The sequence below is a fragment of the Lactobacillus sp. WILCCON 0149 genome (assembly GCF_057197965.1).
In genome coordinates this window covers 1,356,983-1,374,577 of record NZ_JBUBHO010000001.1, presented here as the reverse complement: position 1 = coordinate 1,374,577, position 17,595 = coordinate 1,356,983, and the positions used below count along the sequence as shown (strand labels likewise).

Annotated in this window: 16 protein-coding genes; 8 read left to right on the top strand and 8 right to left on the bottom strand. The window is 49.1% G+C overall.

The genetic code is table 11. The annotated features are described in order from the left end of the window. The first annotated feature begins 2 nt into the window (after positions 1-2). The 5 genes from pstA (at position 3) to ACYVUV_RS06250 (ending at position 4,714) form a co-directional block, all read left to right on the top strand. A complete protein-coding gene (gene pstA / locus ACYVUV_RS06270; protein ID WP_439775919.1) occupies positions 3-878 on the top strand; it encodes a phosphate ABC transporter permease PstA in 876 nt (291 codons plus the stop codon). Continuing rightward, entirely contained in the window at positions 878-1,636 is a 759-nt protein-coding gene (gene pstB, locus ACYVUV_RS06265; protein ID WP_439775918.1) for a phosphate ABC transporter ATP-binding protein PstB, read from the top strand. The genes pstA and pstB overlap by 1 nt, the downstream gene beginning before the upstream one ends. Before the next feature lie 18 nt (positions 1,637-1,654). Further along, positions 1,655-2,293: a phosphate signaling complex protein PhoU gene (gene phoU, locus ACYVUV_RS06260; RefSeq protein ID WP_439775917.1), complete on the top strand. Its 639-nt coding sequence runs from the start codon at positions 1,655-1,657 to the stop codon at positions 2,291-2,293. An 85-nt stretch (positions 2,294-2,378) separates the two neighbouring features. Further along, a complete protein-coding gene (locus ACYVUV_RS06255) occupies positions 2,379-3,056 on the top strand; it encodes a response regulator transcription factor (protein ID WP_439775916.1) in 678 nt (225 codons plus the stop codon). Further along, on the top strand, positions 3,056-4,714 hold the full coding sequence (locus ACYVUV_RS06250; protein ID WP_484499189.1) for a sensor histidine kinase: 1,659 nt from the start codon (positions 3,056-3,058) through the stop codon (positions 4,712-4,714). The genes ACYVUV_RS06255 and ACYVUV_RS06250 overlap by 1 nt, the downstream gene beginning before the upstream one ends. Before the next feature lie 73 nt (positions 4,715-4,787). Here the strand turns inward: ACYVUV_RS06250 and bsh are convergent, their stop codons facing one another. Further along, positions 4,788-5,762 carry a choloylglycine hydrolase gene (gene bsh / locus ACYVUV_RS06245; protein ID WP_439775914.1) on the bottom strand — a complete coding sequence of 325 codons (975 nt, stop codon included), beginning with the start codon at positions 5,760-5,762 and terminating at the stop codon, positions 4,788-4,790. Between the two features lie 401 nt (positions 5,763-6,163). Between bsh and abc-f the strand changes: the two genes are divergently transcribed. Next, positions 6,164-7,669, top strand: coding sequence for a ribosomal protection-like ABC-F family protein (abc-f, locus tag ACYVUV_RS06240; protein WP_439775913.1), 1,506 nt, complete (start codon positions 6,164-6,166; stop codon positions 7,667-7,669). A gap of 331 nt (positions 7,670-8,000) precedes the next feature. Here abc-f and ACYVUV_RS06235 read toward each other — a convergent pair whose 3' ends face one another. Then, positions 8,001-8,657: an NUDIX hydrolase gene (locus ACYVUV_RS06235; RefSeq protein WP_439775912.1), complete on the bottom strand. Its 657-nt coding sequence runs from the start codon at positions 8,655-8,657 to the stop codon at positions 8,001-8,003. A gap of 63 nt (positions 8,658-8,720) precedes the next feature. Here ACYVUV_RS06235 and ACYVUV_RS06230 point away from each other — a divergent pair, with 63 nt between their 5' ends. Next, positions 8,721-9,791, top strand: coding sequence for a glycoside hydrolase family 18 protein (locus tag ACYVUV_RS06230; protein WP_439775911.1), 1,071 nt, complete (start codon positions 8,721-8,723; stop codon positions 9,789-9,791). A 37-nt stretch (positions 9,792-9,828) separates the two neighbouring features. Here ACYVUV_RS06230 and ACYVUV_RS06225 read toward each other — a convergent pair whose 3' ends face one another. The 6 genes from ACYVUV_RS06225 to ACYVUV_RS06200 form a co-directional block, all read right to left on the bottom strand. After that, positions 9,829-10,413: an NUDIX hydrolase gene (locus ACYVUV_RS06225; protein ID WP_439775910.1), complete on the bottom strand. Its 585-nt coding sequence runs from the start codon at positions 10,411-10,413 to the stop codon at positions 9,829-9,831. Positions 10,414-10,779: 366 nt separating this feature from the next. Next, positions 10,780-12,324 (bottom strand): YfcC family protein, encoded by a 1,545-nt coding sequence (locus ACYVUV_RS06220; protein ID WP_439775909.1) that lies wholly within the window; start codon positions 12,322-12,324, stop codon positions 10,780-10,782. A 247-nt stretch (positions 12,325-12,571) separates the two neighbouring features. Continuing rightward, positions 12,572-13,339, bottom strand: coding sequence for an energy-coupling factor ABC transporter ATP-binding protein (locus tag ACYVUV_RS06215; RefSeq protein WP_439775908.1), 768 nt, complete (start codon positions 13,337-13,339; stop codon positions 12,572-12,574). Next, positions 13,329-14,147: an energy-coupling factor ABC transporter ATP-binding protein gene (locus ACYVUV_RS06210; RefSeq protein ID WP_439775907.1), complete on the bottom strand. Its 819-nt coding sequence runs from the start codon at positions 14,145-14,147 to the stop codon at positions 13,329-13,331. Before ACYVUV_RS06210 ends, ACYVUV_RS06215 begins: the two co-directional genes overlap by 11 nt. Continuing rightward, positions 14,126-14,902, bottom strand: coding sequence for an energy-coupling factor transporter transmembrane component T (locus tag ACYVUV_RS06205; RefSeq protein ID WP_439775906.1), 777 nt, complete (start codon positions 14,900-14,902; stop codon positions 14,126-14,128). The genes ACYVUV_RS06210 and ACYVUV_RS06205 overlap by 22 nt, the downstream gene beginning before the upstream one ends. Then, on the bottom strand, positions 14,899-15,513 hold the full coding sequence (locus ACYVUV_RS06200; protein WP_439775905.1) for an ECF transporter S component: 615 nt from the start codon (positions 15,511-15,513) through the stop codon (positions 14,899-14,901). The genes ACYVUV_RS06205 and ACYVUV_RS06200 overlap by 4 nt, the downstream gene beginning before the upstream one ends. Before the next feature lie 384 nt (positions 15,514-15,897). Here ACYVUV_RS06200 and ACYVUV_RS06195 point away from each other — a divergent pair, with 384 nt between their 5' ends. Further along, complete coding sequence (locus ACYVUV_RS06195) at positions 15,898-17,586, top strand: EAL domain-containing protein (RefSeq protein ID WP_439775904.1); 1,689 nt, start codon at positions 15,898-15,900, stop codon at positions 17,584-17,586. Positions 17,587-17,595: the final 9 nt, after the last annotated feature.

The window sequence follows — 17,595 nt, the reverse complement described above, 5'->3', positions numbered from 1 at the left end:
ATATGAGCCGTGCTAAAAGAAAAGATCGGCTGATGACGGGATTTTTCTACGCCATCGGCTGGATTATGCTGGCTTTCCTGCTCTACTTGACCCTTTCAATCATCTTTGACGGCTTGAAAGGCTTCCAGTGGGACTTCCTGGGAGCGGCCGGGAACGGGATCTTCAACCAGTTCTTCAACACTATTTACTTAGTTTTCCTCTCACTGTTATTCTCAGTGCCGATCGGCATCGGGGCCGGGGTCTACCTGGCTGAATACGCCAAGGAAGGCAAGTTCTTGACAATGTTTGAAATCAGTATTGAATCATTGTCATCCCTGCCATCCATTGTTATCGGTTTGTTTGGCTACCTGGCTTTCATTATGTGGACCGGGATGTCTTGGAACATCCTGGCAGGTGCCTTGACGATCTCAATTCTTTCTATTCCTCTGATAACTACTGAAACCAATAACGCCATCCGGTCTTTGCCGGTGGAATACAAGGAAGGTTCCCTGGGCTTGGGCGCGACCAAGTCCGAAACCATCCGCAAGGTCTTGATTCCAGCGGCCATGCCGCAGATCTTGACCGGGGTAATCATGGCTGCCGGCCGTGGGTTCGGTGAAGCCGCTGCCCTTCTGTACACTTCCGGCCAGTCAACTTACATCAACTGGCAGAACTTCTGGAAGGTTACCTCACCAACTTCACCGCTGAACCCGTTCAGAAGTGGTGAAACCCTGTCTCTGCACATCTGGGTCATGAGAACTGAAGGGGCCTTGAACCCGTCAGCTACCCAGATCGCCAACTTTACTTCAGCAGTTCTGGTCGTTTTGGCCCTGCTCTTCACTTTGGTTACGCGCCGCATTTCAGACAAGATGCGCAAGCGCAATAACGGAGGAAATTAATGATGGAAGACAAAATTACAATCGAAAATCTGAACCTTTACTACGGCGATTTCCACGCCTTGCATGACGTCAACATGCACATTCAAAAGAATGAAATTACTGCCTTCATCGGCCCGTCAGGCTGCGGGAAGTCAACTCTTTTGCGGTCACTCAACAGAATGAATGACCTGGTTGAAGGCTGCCGCATCGATGGTTCAGTTAAGCTGGATGGCACTGACATCTACAATGGTGACCTGGACGTGACCGTCCTGCGGCAAAGAGTCGGCATGGTCTTCCAGAGACCAAACCCGTTCCCGATGAGCGTTTACGATAACGTTGCCTACGGTCCGCGGATCCACGGGATTACTGACAAGAAGGAACTGGACGAAATCGTTGAAACTTCTTTGAAGCAGGCAGCTATTTGGGACGACCTGAAGGACCGGCTGAAGAAGTCAGCCCTGGGTCTGTCCGGTGGTCAGCAGCAAAGACTCTGCATCGCCCGGGCCCTGGCTGTCAAGCCAGAAGTATTGTTGATGGACGAACCGACCAGTGCTCTGGACCCGATCTCAACCTCTAAAATTGAAGAATTGGCCTTGGAACTGAAGAAGAACTACACGATCGTCATCGTTACGCACAACATGCAACAAGCTGTACGTATCTCTGACAAGACTGGCTTCTTCCTCTTGGGTGACCTGGTTGAATTCGGTGAAACTGACCAGCTCTTCTCCATGCCTAAGGATGAAAGAACTGAAAGATACATCACCGGTCGGTTCGGTTAAGGCTAGAGGAGGCCAAAAATGAGAACGAGATTTGATAGAGAATTGGACCACTTGCAAGAAGCGATGGAAGAAATCGGCCAGCTTTGCAAGGAAACCATTTCTGAATCAACTGATACTCTGTTTACCGGCAACTACCATGAAGCAGAGGACACGATCAACCTGCACCACCGCATCCACAAGAGTGAGCGTGATATTGAAGACACCTGCCTGCGCCTTTTGATGGAGCAGCAGCCGGTTGCCACCGACCTGCGGGTGATCAGCGCATCTTTAAAGGCAGTTTATGACTTGGAAAGAATCGGTGAAATCGGCGCGGACATCGCTGACCTGGTACTTAATGAGCACCTTTCAGTGGCCAACGACATGCTGAACTTGAAGAGCATGTCCCAAATCGCTACTGGCATGGTCAACGACGCGGTAACTGCTTTGGCTACGAAAAATGATGAATTGGCCAAGGCGGTTATCAGCCGCGATGACCAAGTCGACGAAAGCTTTGACAAAGCGAAGGCATTTTTGATCGATAACTTCAACAAGGATGGCAACCCGGAATATTTGATCAATTTGATGATGGTCGCTAAGTACTTTGAAAAAATCGGCGATCACGCCGTCAATATTGCTAAATGGTCCTTATTTGTAACTACCGGCAAGGCTGGCAGATAAGTCCATGAAATTCCCCTTACCACTCTTGTGAATGATTATGGTTGTCAACTATAATTAAGTTTAAGAAAGGTTAAGGGGATTTTTTATGACTGAAATTTGGTGCGTAGAAGACGACGAAAGCATCCGCGAAATCGAAATGTACACGCTGGAATCAATGAACTTCAAGGTCCGCGGCTTTGAAGATGGACAATCTTTTTTCAAGGCCCTGGACAATAACCGGCCTGATTTGGTGATTTTGGACTTGATGCTGCCTGATGAAGACGGCAGTGAAATCCTCCACCAGATCAGATCTACTTCCGCGACCGAAGACTTGCCGGTCATCATTGCCAGTGCTAAGACGGCTGAATATGACAAGGTCAAGAACCTGGACTCTGGGGCAGATGACTACTTAACCAAGCCCTTCGGGATGATGGAAATGGTTTCCCGGGTCAAGGCCGTCTTGCGGCGGACCAACCACAAGAAGGAGGACAAGATCGAGAAAGACGGGATCAAGATTCTCTTGAAACGGCATGAAGTTTTCGAAAACGGCCACCAAGTCGATTTAACTTTGAAAGAATATGGACTCTTGAAGCTCTTGATCACTCATCCGGGAACCGTCTTTTCTCGGGAAGAAATCATGGATCAGATCTGGGAGACTGGTTTTTACGGTGAAACGCGCACGGTTGACGTTCACGTGAGAACCTTGAGACAAAAGCTGGGTGAGGCTGGTAAGCATATCGAAACAGTGCGCGGGGTCGGTTATCGCTACCATGAAGCAGACTAATGTTTAAGAAGATATTTCGAGCAAGTTTTTTGCTGACTTCCCTGGTTCTCTTCTTTGCTGTCTTGTTGAGCGCTATTGTCTTGAGCATTGACTTTGACCATAATGAGATGGCAGCCCTGGCTTCTCAGGCTGACCTGGCGGCCAGCGGGGTAAATACCAGCGGCAAGAAGTATCTCAAGAGCCTTAAAGGAGAGAACTACCGGATTACTTGGATAAATTCCAAGGGCAAGGTTCTCTACGACAATGAAGAGAATCCAAAGAAGATGGGCAACCATGCCCACCGCGAGGAAGTCGCTGAAGCAATGAAAAATGGCACGGGGACAAGTGAACGCTACAGCACTACTTTGTCAACCGTGACCATGTACTACGCGGAGCGGCTCAAAAACGGCGGGGTCATCCGGGTGGCAATCACCAGAAACTCCTTCTGGCGAATGCTGCTCCGGCTCTTGTCGCCACTTTTGCTGATCATGCTCTTGGCTGTTTTGGTTTCCTGGTTCCTGGCTAAGACAATCTCACAGTCGATTGTCAAGCCGCTGAATGAGATGGATTTGGACAAACCGCTGGAAAGCAAGGCCTATGATGAAATTAAGCCGCTTTTGACCCGGCTGGACAGCCAAAACAAGCAGATTGCTGATCAAATGGAACAGCTGCACCATCGGGAGAAGGAATTTAAGACAGTGACTGATGCCATGCAAGAGGGCTTGATCTTGATTGACCTGGAAGACAAGATCCTTCTATCTAATCCAGCTGTCGTTTCGCTTTTGGGTTTGCACGACAGCGATCCATTGCCAGCTGACGTCAAGGAGATTATTGATCAAAACAGCCGCTTGGCCCATGCTGAGGGAATTGTTGAAAGAAATGGCCGCAACATTCAGATCAGCGCCAGTCCGATTACCAGTCGCAAGATTTTGAAGGGGACTTCAATCTTGGTGGTTGACGTGACGGAAGAGTACCATGAAGAGCAGGTCCGGCGGGAATTCACGGCTAACGTGTCGCATGAACTGAAGACGCCTCTGCAGTCGATCATGGGATCAGCAGAGCTTTTGGAAAACCATTTGGTCAAAGAAGAGGACCGGGATGGCTTTTACAAGAAGATCCACGAATCTTCAGCCCAGCTCTTGACCTTGATTGACGACATTATCCGTTTGTCCCACCTGGATGAAAACCAGCGCTTTGAAGAAATCAAGCTTAATTTGAAGAGTCCGGTGACGGAGGCTTTGGAAGCCCTGCAGGGGTCAGCTGACCGGCACGGAATCAAGCTGGAAACTGACTTGAGCGACTGCATGATTTTTGCCAACTTCCGCTTGGTTTATGAAATTGCCTACAACTTGATTGACAACAGCATCCGCTACAACAAGGAAAAGGGCAAGACCAAGGTCACGGTTAAGAAGCACCGGGGCCAGGCAATCCTGCAGGTGGCAGATACTGGGATTGGGATTCCCCAAGAAGCCCAGAGCCGGATTTTTGAACGCTTTTACCGGGTGGATAAGAGCCACAGCCGCAAGACTGGGGGGACGGGCCTGGGCCTGTCGATCGTCAAGCACGCCGTTCAGCAGTGCCACGGGACCATCCGCCTGGAAAGTGAGTTAGGCAAGGGGTCAACCTTTACGGTTATTTTCCCGGCTATGCCAGCGGAAGCAGAAGAAAATAGCAAATAAAGCAGAATGACAGAAGAAAACCAGTTCACTGTAAGCAGTGGACTGGTTTTTACTGTATGTTTAAAAAATAAGTTTAGTTGTCGAAGTGGAATTGCAGGTCCTTTTGCAGCTTGTAGCTGGTCAATTCCTTACTGTCCAGGTCAGTCTTGTGCATGTCTACGGCGTGGACATCCGGGTTGCCATAGGTGGTGTAGTAGTAGATCCCTTTTTCCTGGTTCATGCAGGATGAGTAGATGGTGTATTCATATTCGCCTGGGGTAACTTCACACAGGCCCTTGACTTGTTCAACTGAACCCAGGATCTTGAAGAATTGGTTGACTGAGCTGGCTTCATCCTTGTCGCAGAGACTGTTGTACTTGGTGAAGACGCAGCGGACGAAGCGGGACTTGCTGGATAGGTCGCCTGGCAGGCCTAAACCGCTCATGCCGCGGGAGTATTCAGTGAGTTCAACGCCGTCAGCAAACTTGTGGTCCAGACGGTGAGCTGAAAGGGCGTAGTAGTCGTTCAAGGCGAACTTCATAATCGGGAATGGTGGGTTGTTGGTCATGACGCCGACTGGGTTGTCGTAAACGTGTAGGCCGTCTTCCATTGATTCAACCACGATGCAGGCGTCCTTGTCGGCGATCATCCAGTGCAGGGTACTGGTTGGGAAGTCTTTTGAAAAGTCTTCGGCAGAGATGCTGATGTTCTTCAAGGCTTCCTTGGCTTCAGCCACGCTCTTGCAGGTCCCCAGAATGTATGGGACGAATTCAAAGGAAGTAATGTTGTCTTTGCCTTCCTGGTCAGGGAAGTAGTAGGCATTGCCCGCGAAGTTCAAGCCGGCCATGCCCAGCCCTTCTTCGTTGACGGCGTCATAGTAAAGCGGGTAGTCGCCGACAACTGTTGCCATCCCGATAATGGCATAGTGGCTGTCCAGGTCCGGTACTTTCCGCATTGGGAAAACATAATTTCTTGGAGTGATGGTGACTGTTTCATTGTAAGAAAAGTCCAGGTCCAAATTACGGCCAAAGTAGTGGTCGTCAGTTGCGAAAGTAATTGCTGTACACATGATATAAATACCTCCTGTTAACGTTATTGTAGAACTTTTTACCGGAAAAGGAAAGTAAAATTACTTAAATTTTAGTAGAGATAAATATAATAAAGCGAATAAAAAATAGGGCAATAATCCTTAGAATTAGAATATTAGCAAAACTGTTTAAAAAAGTGCTTGCTCGCCCTGCGCAAGTTATGGTAGTATACAAGTCAAATAAATGATCGAAAAGGAGGCGAAAGCGGTGCGTCTGTAATCTTGCATTTTCCATAGGCAACCATCATGATTCAAGCAGCTTTATTTGCTGCGCGGTCAAGGGGGTTACTATGCACTTTTGCAAGATTGACGCTGCTTTTGCCGCGGAGAGTCTGTCCATTGCAGGGGTGCAGACTCTCTTTTTTCTTTTCGAGGTATAAATTATGACAAGTATTCAGATCAAGCATCTTTCCTACACTTATCCCAGCCAGGCAGAAGCGATTTTTAGTGATTTGTCGCTGGATTTAGACTCTAGCTGGAAGCTGGCCCTGGTTGGCCGGAACGGCCGGGGCAAAACGACCTTTCTCCGTCTTTTGGCCGGGCAATTGGGAGACCGGCGAGCAGTCAAGTCTCCTTTAACCTTTACTTACTATCCCCGCTTTTTGCCAAAAGATGAAGCGGCCTACTTCAGCTTGATGGACGAAGCAGGTTTTGAGCTCTGGCGCTTGGAAAAAGAAATGAACCGGCTGAACTTAGAGCCAGAACTTCTCTACCAGCCCTTTGGCCTTCTTAGCGGGGGAGAGCAGAGCAAGCTGCTTTTGGCCCTGGCCTTCAGCCAAGATGGCGTCTTTCCCTTGCTGGATGAACCGACCAACCACTTAGACAGCGCCAGCCGGCGAGAAGTAGCTGAATACCTGAAAAAATCCAAGACCGGCTATATCGTGGTCAGCCACGACCGGACTTTTTTAGAAGAAGTCAGCGACCATGTCCTGGCCCTGGAGAACGGGGAAATTCACCTTTACCAGGATGACTTTGCCGGCTACCAAGTGACCAAAAAGCAGCGAGACCAGACCAATCAAGAGAAAGACCAGCAGCTGCGCCGGGAGATCAAGAGCCTGGAGAAGAGCCGCAAACAGCTGGCGGCCAATGCACAAAAAGCTGAGAGCAGCATCCATGCTAAGGGAAAAATCAAGCCGGACCGCAGGGCAGAATTGAGCGACAAGGGATTTTTGAGCAAGCGAGCCGCCAAAGTAATGAAGCGGTCGAAAAATGTGGCCCGCCGGCAGGAAAAAGAGGAGGCAGCTAAGCAGGGACTTTTGTCCAATATTGAAGAAGCACCGGCATTAAACTTGAATTTTAAGCCCAATTACCACCAGACCATCTTTACCGGGCGCGATCTAAGCTTAGAGATTGCCGGTCGGACCTTGTTTAAGGGACTGAATATGGAATTATCCAGCCGGGGCATCGTGGCTTTGACCGGGCCAAATGGCAGCGGCAAGACCAGTTTTTTCTCCTGGCTTTTAGGGAAAGAAGATTTGGCCTGCCAAGGGGATTGGGATTTGCAGACGGGGCTTAAAATCAGCTACCTGCCCCAAGACCTGTCAAGTTACCGGGGCCGACTGGAAGCTTTTGCCAAAGAACATGACTTGAATTATGAGAACTTTTTAAACCAGCTGAAAAAATTAGGCCTGGAGCGGGAGGCATTTAAACAAAAGATTGAGGAGATGAGCCAGGGGCAGAAGAAGCGGGTGGCCCTAGCCAAGTCCTTAACTGAAGAAGCCAGCCTCTATCTTTGGGATGAGCCGGCCAACTATTTGGACCTTTTCAACCAGGATCAGCTGATTGACCTGCTGAAAAAAGAGCGGCCAGCCATGCTTTTGGTCGACCACGACCAGGCCTTTATCGACGCGGTAGCAGAGCAAAAGGTTAGCTTGCAGGCAGTTTTATAGCTTGCAAAAAAAGTCCTTCTGCCCTAAAATTTACATTAATTTAATAAGAGCCTTTTACTTGATTTTACTTCCTTAGTTTATTCTGTTAACTAAAGGGGGCGGAAAAGCATGACACGGTACGTTTTATGCAAACCGGACAAGCCCAAGCTGACTTATTGGAGCATCATTGCTTTTATTGTACTTGGCATCATCGCCACGGCATATTTGGGGCTGACGGCATAGCTTACTCATTGATAAACTCTTCTCAAAAATACAACTGCGCTAAAAAGCCACGGCATTTTCTGCCGTGGCTTTCGTCTTGTAATATCTATGTAACAAAGGATTGCTAAAATTATTTCCAGAGGTCACTGACAAAGTAGCACAGGGCTGCCCAGGCAACCAAGGGCAGGTAGTGGCCATAGTCGTCTCTGCCTTCTTTTAAAAGGCGGCGGGCTTCTTCCTTGTCAACCAATTTGAAATCGCCAAAGACTTCAGTCCCTTCCGCGCCCTTGTGGTTAAGCGCGGACAAGTCATCGACATGGATAACAACCTTGACGATAGCGTTGCTTTCATCGCTAAAGCCGGAAGCCGTGAAGACCAAGGGGTTGATGACTTCAACCGTGTCATTTTCGCCGACGCTTAAACCAGTTTCTTCCTTGATCTCGCGGATCATGGCTGTTTTGACTGGGTCGGGGCTGGCCAAGTCAGCCGGGTCAATCAAGCCTGCCGGCACGCCGAGCAGGTAGCTGCCAGCTGGATACCGGTACTCATAAAAGAGCAGGAGCTTGTCTTCCTGGCCCGCTTCTTTGACGATGACGTAGGCGCAAGCCGCGTCGGGCAGGGCGCTGCCAAGCTCTGGGTCCTGCTTGAAGGCAAAGAGCTGGTCAGGATTTCTTCTGGAAGCGTCATAGTAGTGGACCCCGTTTTCATAAGCCAGGTCGTAAAGCTTGACGTATTTGGTAGCGGCCAGAGTCTTACTCTGGTCACGGGAAATTTTTGGTTCTTGCATAAAAGTGTCAGTCCTCCTTATATCACTTTTATTTTACTCCAGGGAAAAAGCTGGAGAGCTTTTTTGCAGAAATTTAACGGTAAGAATGGAGCAGCCATGAGGAAAATCAGCAAATTTTTGAGTATTGTGGCCCTGGGCCTGTTAGTCGGGGGATGCAGCCAGGGACAAAAGGCCAAGCAGACTAAGAGCAAAACTGAGACAAAGACCAGTCAGACTAGTAAGAAGGCGACCGGGACTTTGGCGAAACTCAGCCAGGGCCGGGATTTGTTTGCCTGGACGGTCTACTGGGACGTAGACAAGCCTTGGCAGACCATTCAAAAAGAAAGCCAGAATATCGACGCGGTCGGGACCTTCGCGGCTTTTTACGATGAAAACAAGAACTACGAGCTTTTTTTAGCAGATGGCAGCAAGAAGCTGGACAAGGAAATGCGGACTACGGCCAAGACCAGCAAGATCAAGCGTTACATGACCGTGGTTAATGACACCCGGACGGCAGACAAGAGCACCGACCTCTTGGAGACCCTCCTGTCCAGCAAGTCAAAGGCGGACGAGCATGCTAAAGAAGTCGTGGCTCTGGCCAAAAAGTACAATTTTACCGGGGTAGAAATCGACTATGAGCAGATCAGGGACAATCTCAGCCTGTGGAAGAAGTTTTTAGTCTTTGAAAAAGCCCTCTACGCCCGGACTAAAAAGGCGAGCCTGGACTTGCGGATCGTGCTTGAGCCATCAACGCCGGTAAGCAAGATCAACTTCCCTAAGGGACCGGAATATGTCGTGATGTGCTACAACCTTTATGGCTACGGGACGAATCCAGGACCCAAGGCTGACTACAAGTTCTTGAAGAAGACGGTCAAGGACTTCTCCAGCTTAGGCAATATTTCTTATGCCTTGTCAAATGGGGGCTTTGACTTTAACGGGGATGAAGTGACTTCCGTGACAGGCCCTGAAGCTCTGCAAATTAAAAAGAAATACAAGGCCAAGGCCGTCCGCGATAAAAACAGCGGCGCCCTCTACTTCAAATATGGCAGTCATACCGTCTGGTATGCGGATCAAACGACCCTGCAGCTGTGGGCCAAGACACTGGACAAGGCCAGCGGGAAAAAGGTCGGCATCAGCATTTGGCGGATGGAATAAACCAATATAGGAAAGAAAAAACTAGCTGAAAAATCAGCTAGTTTTTTCTATCTTCTTGCTCTTCTTTCGTCGATAGTTTTTGCAGGTATTCCCGTAAAAGCTGCAGACCGCCCACCGGGGTGCAGAAAGCCGGGTCTTTGGCCAAAGACTTTTTCCAGACTTCATCCAGATCAAACCAAGAGGCAGCGGAAACTTCTTCTTCCTGCAAGTGTAATTTCTTTTCGTCAACAGGCTTAGAGTAGACATGCACAAAGGAGACTTCCCGGTTCTTGAATTCGGCATGGTGAAAGACCTCGTCATAGCAGTTGTGAAAGGTGCCGATGAAGGTAAAGTCAGCGGCCTGGCTCTTGATGCCCAGTTCTTCTGCCAGCTCTCTGATGATGGTCTCCAGGGGTTCGTCTCCGGCATCGATGTGGCCAGCTGAAGAGGTGTCAAAGCAGCCTGGGTAGGAGTCCTTATTGGCTGATCTTTTCTGCAAAAGGACCTGCCACTTGCCGTCTTTTTGCCGGATGATCCAAACAGAGGCGCAGCGGTGCCAGGCCCCAATCCGGTGGGCTTTATTCCGTTCAATGGTCTGCCCGGTTGGCCGGCCCTCTTTATCCACAATATCAAGAATTTCCATAGTTTACCTCGAGTTTTCAACGCTTTTAGGGCGATTTTACCAGCAAAAAGTCTTTTTGTCATGGCCTCGTGAAACAAAAATGCCACTTTAACCGGTTACAAGCAAAAGAGAAGAAATCCCGTAATACCAAGCTTTTTCTTTTAAAAACTGGACAAAAATCATTTTTGCACCAAGGCTGTTAAAAGAATAAATTTAACGATGAAACTAGTTATACCAAGCTTTTTATGGCCTTTAAAAAAGAAAGGCTAAAAAATCGCGACAGCGTGAAACGGTAAAAGTGGAAAAAGTCAAATATTGACTAAAAAAGCAAGGCAAAAGAATTTCCCTTGCCTTGCTTCTTTGCAGCAGTTGTAAAGTGTTAACTGTTTAGTAGACCAGGAGGCCGATTCCCAGGAAGATCAGACAGATCACGAACTGGATGACCAGTTGCTTCCATATGAACTTAAACCAGCGGTCAAAACTGATGTTGACCATGGCCAGGGACATCAAGATCAGGCCAACTGGTGCGATTAAGCCGATATAGCCCTGTCCCCAGTTGTAGGCATCGATCACGCTGGCCCGGTCGACACCGACGATGTTGGCCAGCGGCGCCATAATTGGCATGGACAGCACAGCTAAACCAGATGATGACTGGATGAAGAAGCCGAGGACGATGTAGATCAAGAAGAGGACCCAGACGAAGGCCAGCTTGTTCATGCCAGTGATCTGCTTGCTGAAGAAGTACATGATCGTGTCGCTGGTGTGGCTTTCATCCATCACGATGGAGACAGCCCGGGCCAAACCGACCGTCAAGGCAACCCCTAAAAGGTCTGCCGCACCGCTGACAAAGCTTTCCATGAAGCGGTGCTCGCTTAAGCCGGAAACCAGGAAAAGCAGGTAGGAAACGGCCAGGAAGACGACCGCGATCTCAGTAAAGTACCAGCCCTGGCTCTGCACGCCCCAGATCATGACCAAAAAGCCGGCCACGAAGGTGAGCAAAGTTAATTTTTGCCGCCAGGTGAAGTCGCCCTTGTCAGCCCGTGAGTCAAAAGCAAGGTACTTCTTCTTGTTTTCCTCGTATTGGTCGTAGACTAAGGACTTGCTTGGATCCTTGCGGACTTTTTCCGCATAGATGATGGTGTAGAGCATCCCGGCCCCCAGGGAAACCAGGAGCATGACGATTCTCAAAGGCAGGGCCCGAGCGAAGTTGACCCCAGCCGTGTTTGAAGCAATAACGGTTGAGAAGGGGTTGATGGTTGAACCTAAAGTCCCCAAAGTCGTGCCCAGGAAGATGGTGGCGACCACGGTCATCGTGTCATAGCCAGCCTCCAAGAAGACCGGGATCAGCATCGGGTAGAAGGCCATGGTTTCTTCAGCCAGACCAAAAGTGGTCCCGCCCAGGGCGATCAAGCCCATAACGATGACGATCAAGAGGATCTGCTTGCCCTTGATATGTTCAGACAAGGCCTGCATCCCAGAATTAATGGCCCCATTGGCGTAGACAACCCCGATAATCCCACCGAGGATCAAGATAAAGGTGATAATGTCGATTGAATCGGCAATCCCTTGCACCTGGGAAGTCAAAAACTGGACGACAGCTTCCCGGAAATTAGGCTTTTTGACATTGACTCTTTCGTAAGAGTCTGGAATAGCCACCGGTTTGTAGATAGTGCCGTCGATTAATTTTTTAGCATCGATCTTGACCTTGTAGCGGTCAAGAGTCTTCTGCGTTGCTGGCTCATGCTTGACCTTGCCAGAAGGCATGGTGATGGCAAAATCCTTGGCCGACTGGTCATAAGAGACCGTGGCATAGTTGCCGGCCGGTATGAAAAAGGTTAAAAGCTGGACGAGCACCAAAACGATAATGATGACCGAATAAGCGGTCGGAAATTCATGCTTGCGTTTCTTGCTCCCACTGCGGTGAAAAAGCATCAAAATCATCCTCCTTGTTTGCTTTTGCTTTCCTTACACAATTAATTGTAAGAAAGTGGGGATGATTTTGCAAACGCTTTCGTATAAAGTTAAGCTTGATTTTACCTGCCTTTAAGAGGATTTTTAGGTTAAAAAGCGGGAAAAGCAAACTAAAAGTTATAGTGCCGGGCCTAAGAAGAAGTTAGGTAAATGAGAGTGAGATGAAGCGCATACATAATATTTACGATATTTTTGTCAATGCGGCGGTTTATTTTAACGTAAGCAATTCCGGCTTGAGCCCAAGCAACTGGCTGAGCTGCCAGGTCTTGGCCGGCAAAAGGCCCAGCCGGTCCAACATTTCCTGGTCGCTAAAGAGCTGGTGAACTGGTCCATGGTAGATCAAGCGGCCCTGGCTCATTGCGTAGACCTCCTGGCTTTCTTCAGCCAGCCAGTCCATGTCGTGGGTGATCATGATCACGGTTTTGCCCCGGGCCACCCTTTTTTGGATTAACTGGGTGACCAGGCAGCGGCCGGGATAATCCAGGCTCATCAAGGGCTCGTCTAACAGGCAGACCTCTGGGTCAAGGACCAGGGCGCTGGCGATGGTCAATAATTTTTTCCCGGAAAGAGAGAGGTCATATGGATTCAAGTCCCGGAATTCAGCCAGACCAAATTCTTTAAGGGTGGCTTCAGTACGGCTGGCAATTTCAGCTTCCGGCAATTTAGCCTGCCTCATGGACCAAGCCAGCTCTTTTTCCACGCTGGAGTTGAACAGCTGGTCATTTGGGTCTTGAAAGGCATAGGCAATCTTGCTCAAGCGGCCGGAAGCAAGGTAATCCGCTAAAACTTGGCCATCAGCGGAAATAGCCTTGCCAGCTGGCAAGAGGTCAGCTAAAAGCTTCAAAAGGGTGGATTTGCCAGACCCGTTCTGGCCAACCAGGCAGATCAAGCCGGGAGAAAAAGTCAGCTCCGGGATGTCCAGGACAAAATTCGACTCTGGGTAAGTGTAATGAAGGTTTTCAATTTTAATTTGCATTTTCGGCAGCTTTCTTAAGTTCACTGGCATTGACAGGATAGTAACCATTCAGCGTGAGGTCCAGCTTTTTTGCCATTTTCCAGGCAAGCGGCTTGTCGATTTCCGGGTCATCCAGCTGGTTGAAGACTTTCTGGGGAGAGTCCGCCAAAAGCAGGCGGCCGTCTTGTAAGACCCAGATTTGGTCACAGAGGGCGGCCAAGTCGTCAAGCTCACTGGAGACGATCAAGAAAGGACAGGAGAGTTTTGCCAGCCAGCTGAAAAAGTGCAGGCGGCCCAAAGGGTCCATCTGGCTGGTCGGGTCGTCGAGCAAAAGCAGGTCGGGCTCAGTAACCAGGGCGGTAGCGATCGCCACCCGCTGGGTTTGCCCGCCAGAGAGCTGGTTTGGCGACTGGCCCAGCAGATTGGTCAAGTCCAGCTGGTCAGCAGCCCGCTTAACGTCCGCGTCAATTTCTTCATCGCTCTTGCCCAGGTTGAGCAGGGAGAAGGCTAATTCGTCATAAACCGTGTCAGAAAGGCCAGAGAGCTGGCTGGCCGGGTCTTGCAGAAGCAGGGCGATTTCGTGCTGGCCTTTCCAAGTTTTCAAGTCTTCGCCGTTTACCCGGACTGAACCGGAAATCTTGGCGGGAATCATTTGGCCGGCAATTCCGGCTAAGAGGGCCAAAAGGCTGCTTTTGCCGGCATGGCTGGGTCCGATAATGCCGATGCGCTGGCCGCGGCTTTCGGCAGTGATCTTTTCTAATGCTAGTTTGTCAAAGCCCAGGTAGCGGAGGCTGAGCTCGTTGATGGTTAGTTGAAAATTATCAGACATGCTTTCACTCCTAAAAGTAGCAGGCAACTGGCAATGAGCAGGCGGTGGCAGAACTTGTCTTTCCAGTATTCATCTTTCAGACTGGCTGGCCGCCTTTTTGGGCTGGCATAGCCCCGCAGCTGCAGGGCAATTGACCGGCTCATGGCCTGCTGGAAACTCTTGACGATCAAGGGCAACAGGACAGGAAAGAGATTTTTGATCCTGGAGAGCAGGGACTTGGCCGGAGCAATCCCCCGGGCCTTCTGGGCCAGCTGGATCTTGTGCAGGTTTTGCTGCATCTGCGGCAGGATATAGCAGACTGACATAAGGACATAGACCTGCTGGTAGGACAAACCGGAGTTTTCCAAATAGCGGGCGTTCTCTGAAATGGTCGTCGTCTGGATGAAAAAGCTGCTGGAGAAGATGATGATTAAAATCCGGCAGGCTAAGAGAGCCGCGTGGTCAAGTCCTTCCTGGTAAAAAGTCACAGAAGCGATGGCAAAAGCCGCGGTATGGTTCTGCGGCCAAAAGAGCCCCTGGATCAAAAGCATGGTCAAGATGAGGAAGAGGCTGAAGGCGCACATTCCCCAGAGTGCATGGAAATTTTTGGTCAAAAGGGCCAGGATGAAGCTGGCAGCGAGGATGATAATAGCACTAGGCAGATTGCCGGCAGCAAAAGCAGCGAGCGTAAAGAGCAGAATCAAGAGCAACTTGCTGATAGGGTCAATGGCTGCCTGCCAGGCGGGCAAAGCCAGGTCTTCCGCGTTATTTTTCATTCTTCAGTCCCCTTGAAGAAGTAGACCAGGCGCTTTGGCAGCTGCTTGTAGATCAAAAAGGCCAGGTAACTAACGACCGTCTTGTCCAGAAGGTCAAGGACGAATTCATCAAGAAAAGACGCGATCCAGATGTTGACGTGCTTGGCAACCAGGGAGGCAAAAAGGGCATCCCCCCAGGCAATCCCAGTTTGCCCGCTCCAGAAGATGACGTTGAGCGGGGTAGAGATCAAGGCTGAAACCAGGGCAATGATAATAGCCGCCGGCAAGACAGTAACTGGCCGCTTGAAGAAGCCCCGCTGGTTCAGCCAGGCAACTGCGAGGCCGATCCCGATGCTGGTCAAAGCGTAAACAGTAGAAATAGGCGACAAAGTCAAACCGTAGATGACATTGTTGATAAAGCCGCTGATGGCCCCGGCGACAGGACCAGCCAGCATGCTGGCCAGGAAAGTACCCAGTGATCCCAGCCAGACCGGCAATTTAAGTCCTTCAGCAAAGGCCTTGGCGACATAGTTGATCCCAACGGCGGCCGGAATCAGGGTCATGGCGTGGGCGGAAAGCTTGAAGGACCAGAAGCTGGCCTTGTTTTTAGAATTGATTTCTTTAGAATCCATTTTGCAACCTCGTGAAAAATATATACAAAAAGAAAGTGACATAAAAACAGGCGATCGTCGAACCACTCATAAAAGTAAAGGTAACCTATACTTTTATGAAAATGATTTACTGCAAGCTTACCACCAGATCCTGGCAAGGACAAGGGATTATTAAAAAAAGATTTTTGCAAGCCTTTTTGCTGAGATATTTTTTATAACGTTTATTAAAATGATAATTTTTGTATTATAGGTAAACTATGTTTATTTAAGTAAAGAAAGGAGAGCATTGGCTGATTTTACGGAAATGCTGTTTTTCTTCTTTAATAAATATCATTCTTATTTTATAATGAATGTAAGCGCACGAAATCCCAAAAACCGGGTAGCGGAAAGACAGGAGCAGGTAGCATGGAAGAAATCAAATTTTCAGACCAGCAGAGGAAAGACTATGAAAATCTGCCAACAGGGATGGCAATTTATCAAATTATTGATGGCAAAATCAAAACCTTGCTGGTTACCGATGAATTGTGCAGAATGCTGAGGGTTGACCGCGACTTTTTAGTGGCCAGTCTTGACAAGAGCATGTTTGGTTTTGTCCACCCAGACGACATCGGCCGGATGGCATATTTTGGCAAGCAGTTCGCGGCACACTCAGATGAGAAATACGACGTCTTTTTCCGCTGGAAGACGCCAAACATGGAGGATTACCACATCTTTCACTCTGTGGCCAACCATGTGATGGTCGACGGCGTTCCTTTAGGTTTCTTTTTTTATACGGACGCGGAAGAATCTGGCAAGAACAACCAGATTCTGGACACCCACTACCAGAAGTATGCCAATGACCAGATGTATCAAGACCGCTTGACTAATCTGCCAAACCGCCGTTTTATGGAAATTTTTGGCATGGAAGAAGTGGCCAAGCTCCGTTTGACTAAGGAAGATCCAGTCTGCGTCAGTCTTAACATTGCCGGCATGAGCGTCTACAACAACCTTTATGGCCTGAAAAAGGGTGACCAGCTCTTGAAAGAACTGGCTGAGCTTTTGGTAAGCAAGATCACAGAGGGCCATGTCTATTACAACCGGGATGACCATTTCTTGATTTTGACGACTGCTGCCGGCATTGACGAAAAAATTAAGGAAATCCATGAAAAATTTATTAGCCTGGCCAAAAACGAGGCCGTGGACCTGCAATTTGGCCTTTATGACATTCAAGACGAAGATCAGAATATCATGACGATCACTCACCGGGCCAACCAGGCCATGAAGGAAATCGGCCATGACCGGCGCTTTTACGTAAAGAAGTATAATCCGACCGTTGAAGAGGAAGACTTGGAAGAAAGCTACTTTTTGGACAACTTCAGCCGGGCCATGGATGAAGGCTGGCTGACACCCTACTTTCAGCCAATTTGCTCGGCAAAAGACGGAAAAACTGCTTCTTATGAAGCCTTGGCCCGCTGGCAGGATCCGGAAAAGGGCTTGGTTTCACCTGCCGCCTTTATCCCGGTGATTGAAAAGCACCACCTTACTTATTACCTGGACATGTACATGCTCTGGGAAGTGGTTGCCAAATTGCGGCAGTGGAAAAAGCGTGGCCTGGACCTCAAGCCAGTGTCTGTCAATCTTGCTCACGAAGACTTTGAAATGCCCAATATGGTTGAAAAGATCAACAATCTGGTTACTGGAGCAGGCCTGGATCGGTCTTTGATCAAGATTGAAATTACCGAGCGGGACCTGTCGACCAACACTGTCCGGTTAAAAGAGCAGATCAAGCAGCTGCGCGCTTATGGTTTTGAGGTTTGGATGGACGACTTTGGCAGCGGCTACTCATCTTTGAATGCATTAAATGACTACAGCTTTGACCTGGTCAAGATCGACATGGTCTTTGTCCGCCACCTTGATGACGGGCCTTTAAACCGGCTTTTGATTCCGGAAATCGCTAAAGTAGCCCACCTGTTGGGGATGAAGGTGCTGGCTGAAGGGGTGGAAACGGAAGAGCAGAGAGACTTTTTGCAAGAAGCTGGCTGCGACTTGCTCCAAGGCTTCCTCTTCAGCAAACCGGTCAAATTGGATGAAAACCAGCAGGTTGTTTCGGAATAATTGTCAGCG

Coding starts and splice junctions, on each gene's coding strand:
- pstA (WP_439775919.1), top strand. CDS start 3: ATGAGCCGTGCTAAAAGAAAAGATCGGCTGATGACGGGATTTTTCTAC.
- pstB (WP_439775918.1), top strand. CDS start 878: ATGATGGAAGACAAAATTACAATCGAAAATCTGAACCTTTACTACGGC.
- phoU (WP_439775917.1), top strand. CDS start 1,655: ATGAGAACGAGATTTGATAGAGAATTGGACCACTTGCAAGAAGCGATG.
- ACYVUV_RS06255 (WP_439775916.1), top strand. CDS start 2,379: ATGACTGAAATTTGGTGCGTAGAAGACGACGAAAGCATCCGCGAAATC.
- ACYVUV_RS06250 (WP_484499189.1), top strand. CDS start 3,056: ATGTTTAAGAAGATATTTCGAGCAAGTTTTTTGCTGACTTCCCTGGTT.
- bsh (WP_439775914.1), bottom strand. CDS start 5,762: ATGTGTACAGCAATTACTTTCGCAACTGACGACCACTACTTTGGCCGT.
- abc-f (WP_439775913.1), top strand. CDS start 6,164: ATGACAAGTATTCAGATCAAGCATCTTTCCTACACTTATCCCAGCCAG.
- ACYVUV_RS06235 (WP_439775912.1), bottom strand. CDS start 8,657: ATGCAAGAACCAAAAATTTCCCGTGACCAGAGTAAGACTCTGGCCGCT.
- ACYVUV_RS06225 (WP_439775910.1), bottom strand. CDS start 10,413: ATGGAAATTCTTGATATTGTGGATAAAGAGGGCCGGCCAACCGGGCAG.
- ACYVUV_RS06220 (WP_439775909.1), bottom strand. CDS start 12,324: ATGCTTTTTCACCGCAGTGGGAGCAAGAAACGCAAGCATGAATTTCCG.
- ACYVUV_RS06215 (WP_439775908.1), bottom strand. CDS start 13,339: ATGCAAATTAAAATTGAAAACCTTCATTACACTTACCCAGAGTCGAAT.
- ACYVUV_RS06210 (WP_439775907.1), bottom strand. CDS start 14,147: ATGTCTGATAATTTTCAACTAACCATCAACGAGCTCAGCCTCCGCTAC.
- ACYVUV_RS06205 (WP_439775906.1), bottom strand. CDS start 14,902: ATGAAAAATAACGCGGAAGACCTGGCTTTGCCCGCCTGGCAGGCAGCC.
- ACYVUV_RS06200 (WP_439775905.1), bottom strand. CDS start 15,513: ATGGATTCTAAAGAAATCAATTCTAAAAACAAGGCCAGCTTCTGGTCC.
- ACYVUV_RS06195 (WP_439775904.1), top strand. CDS start 15,898: ATGGAAGAAATCAAATTTTCAGACCAGCAGAGGAAAGACTATGAAAAT.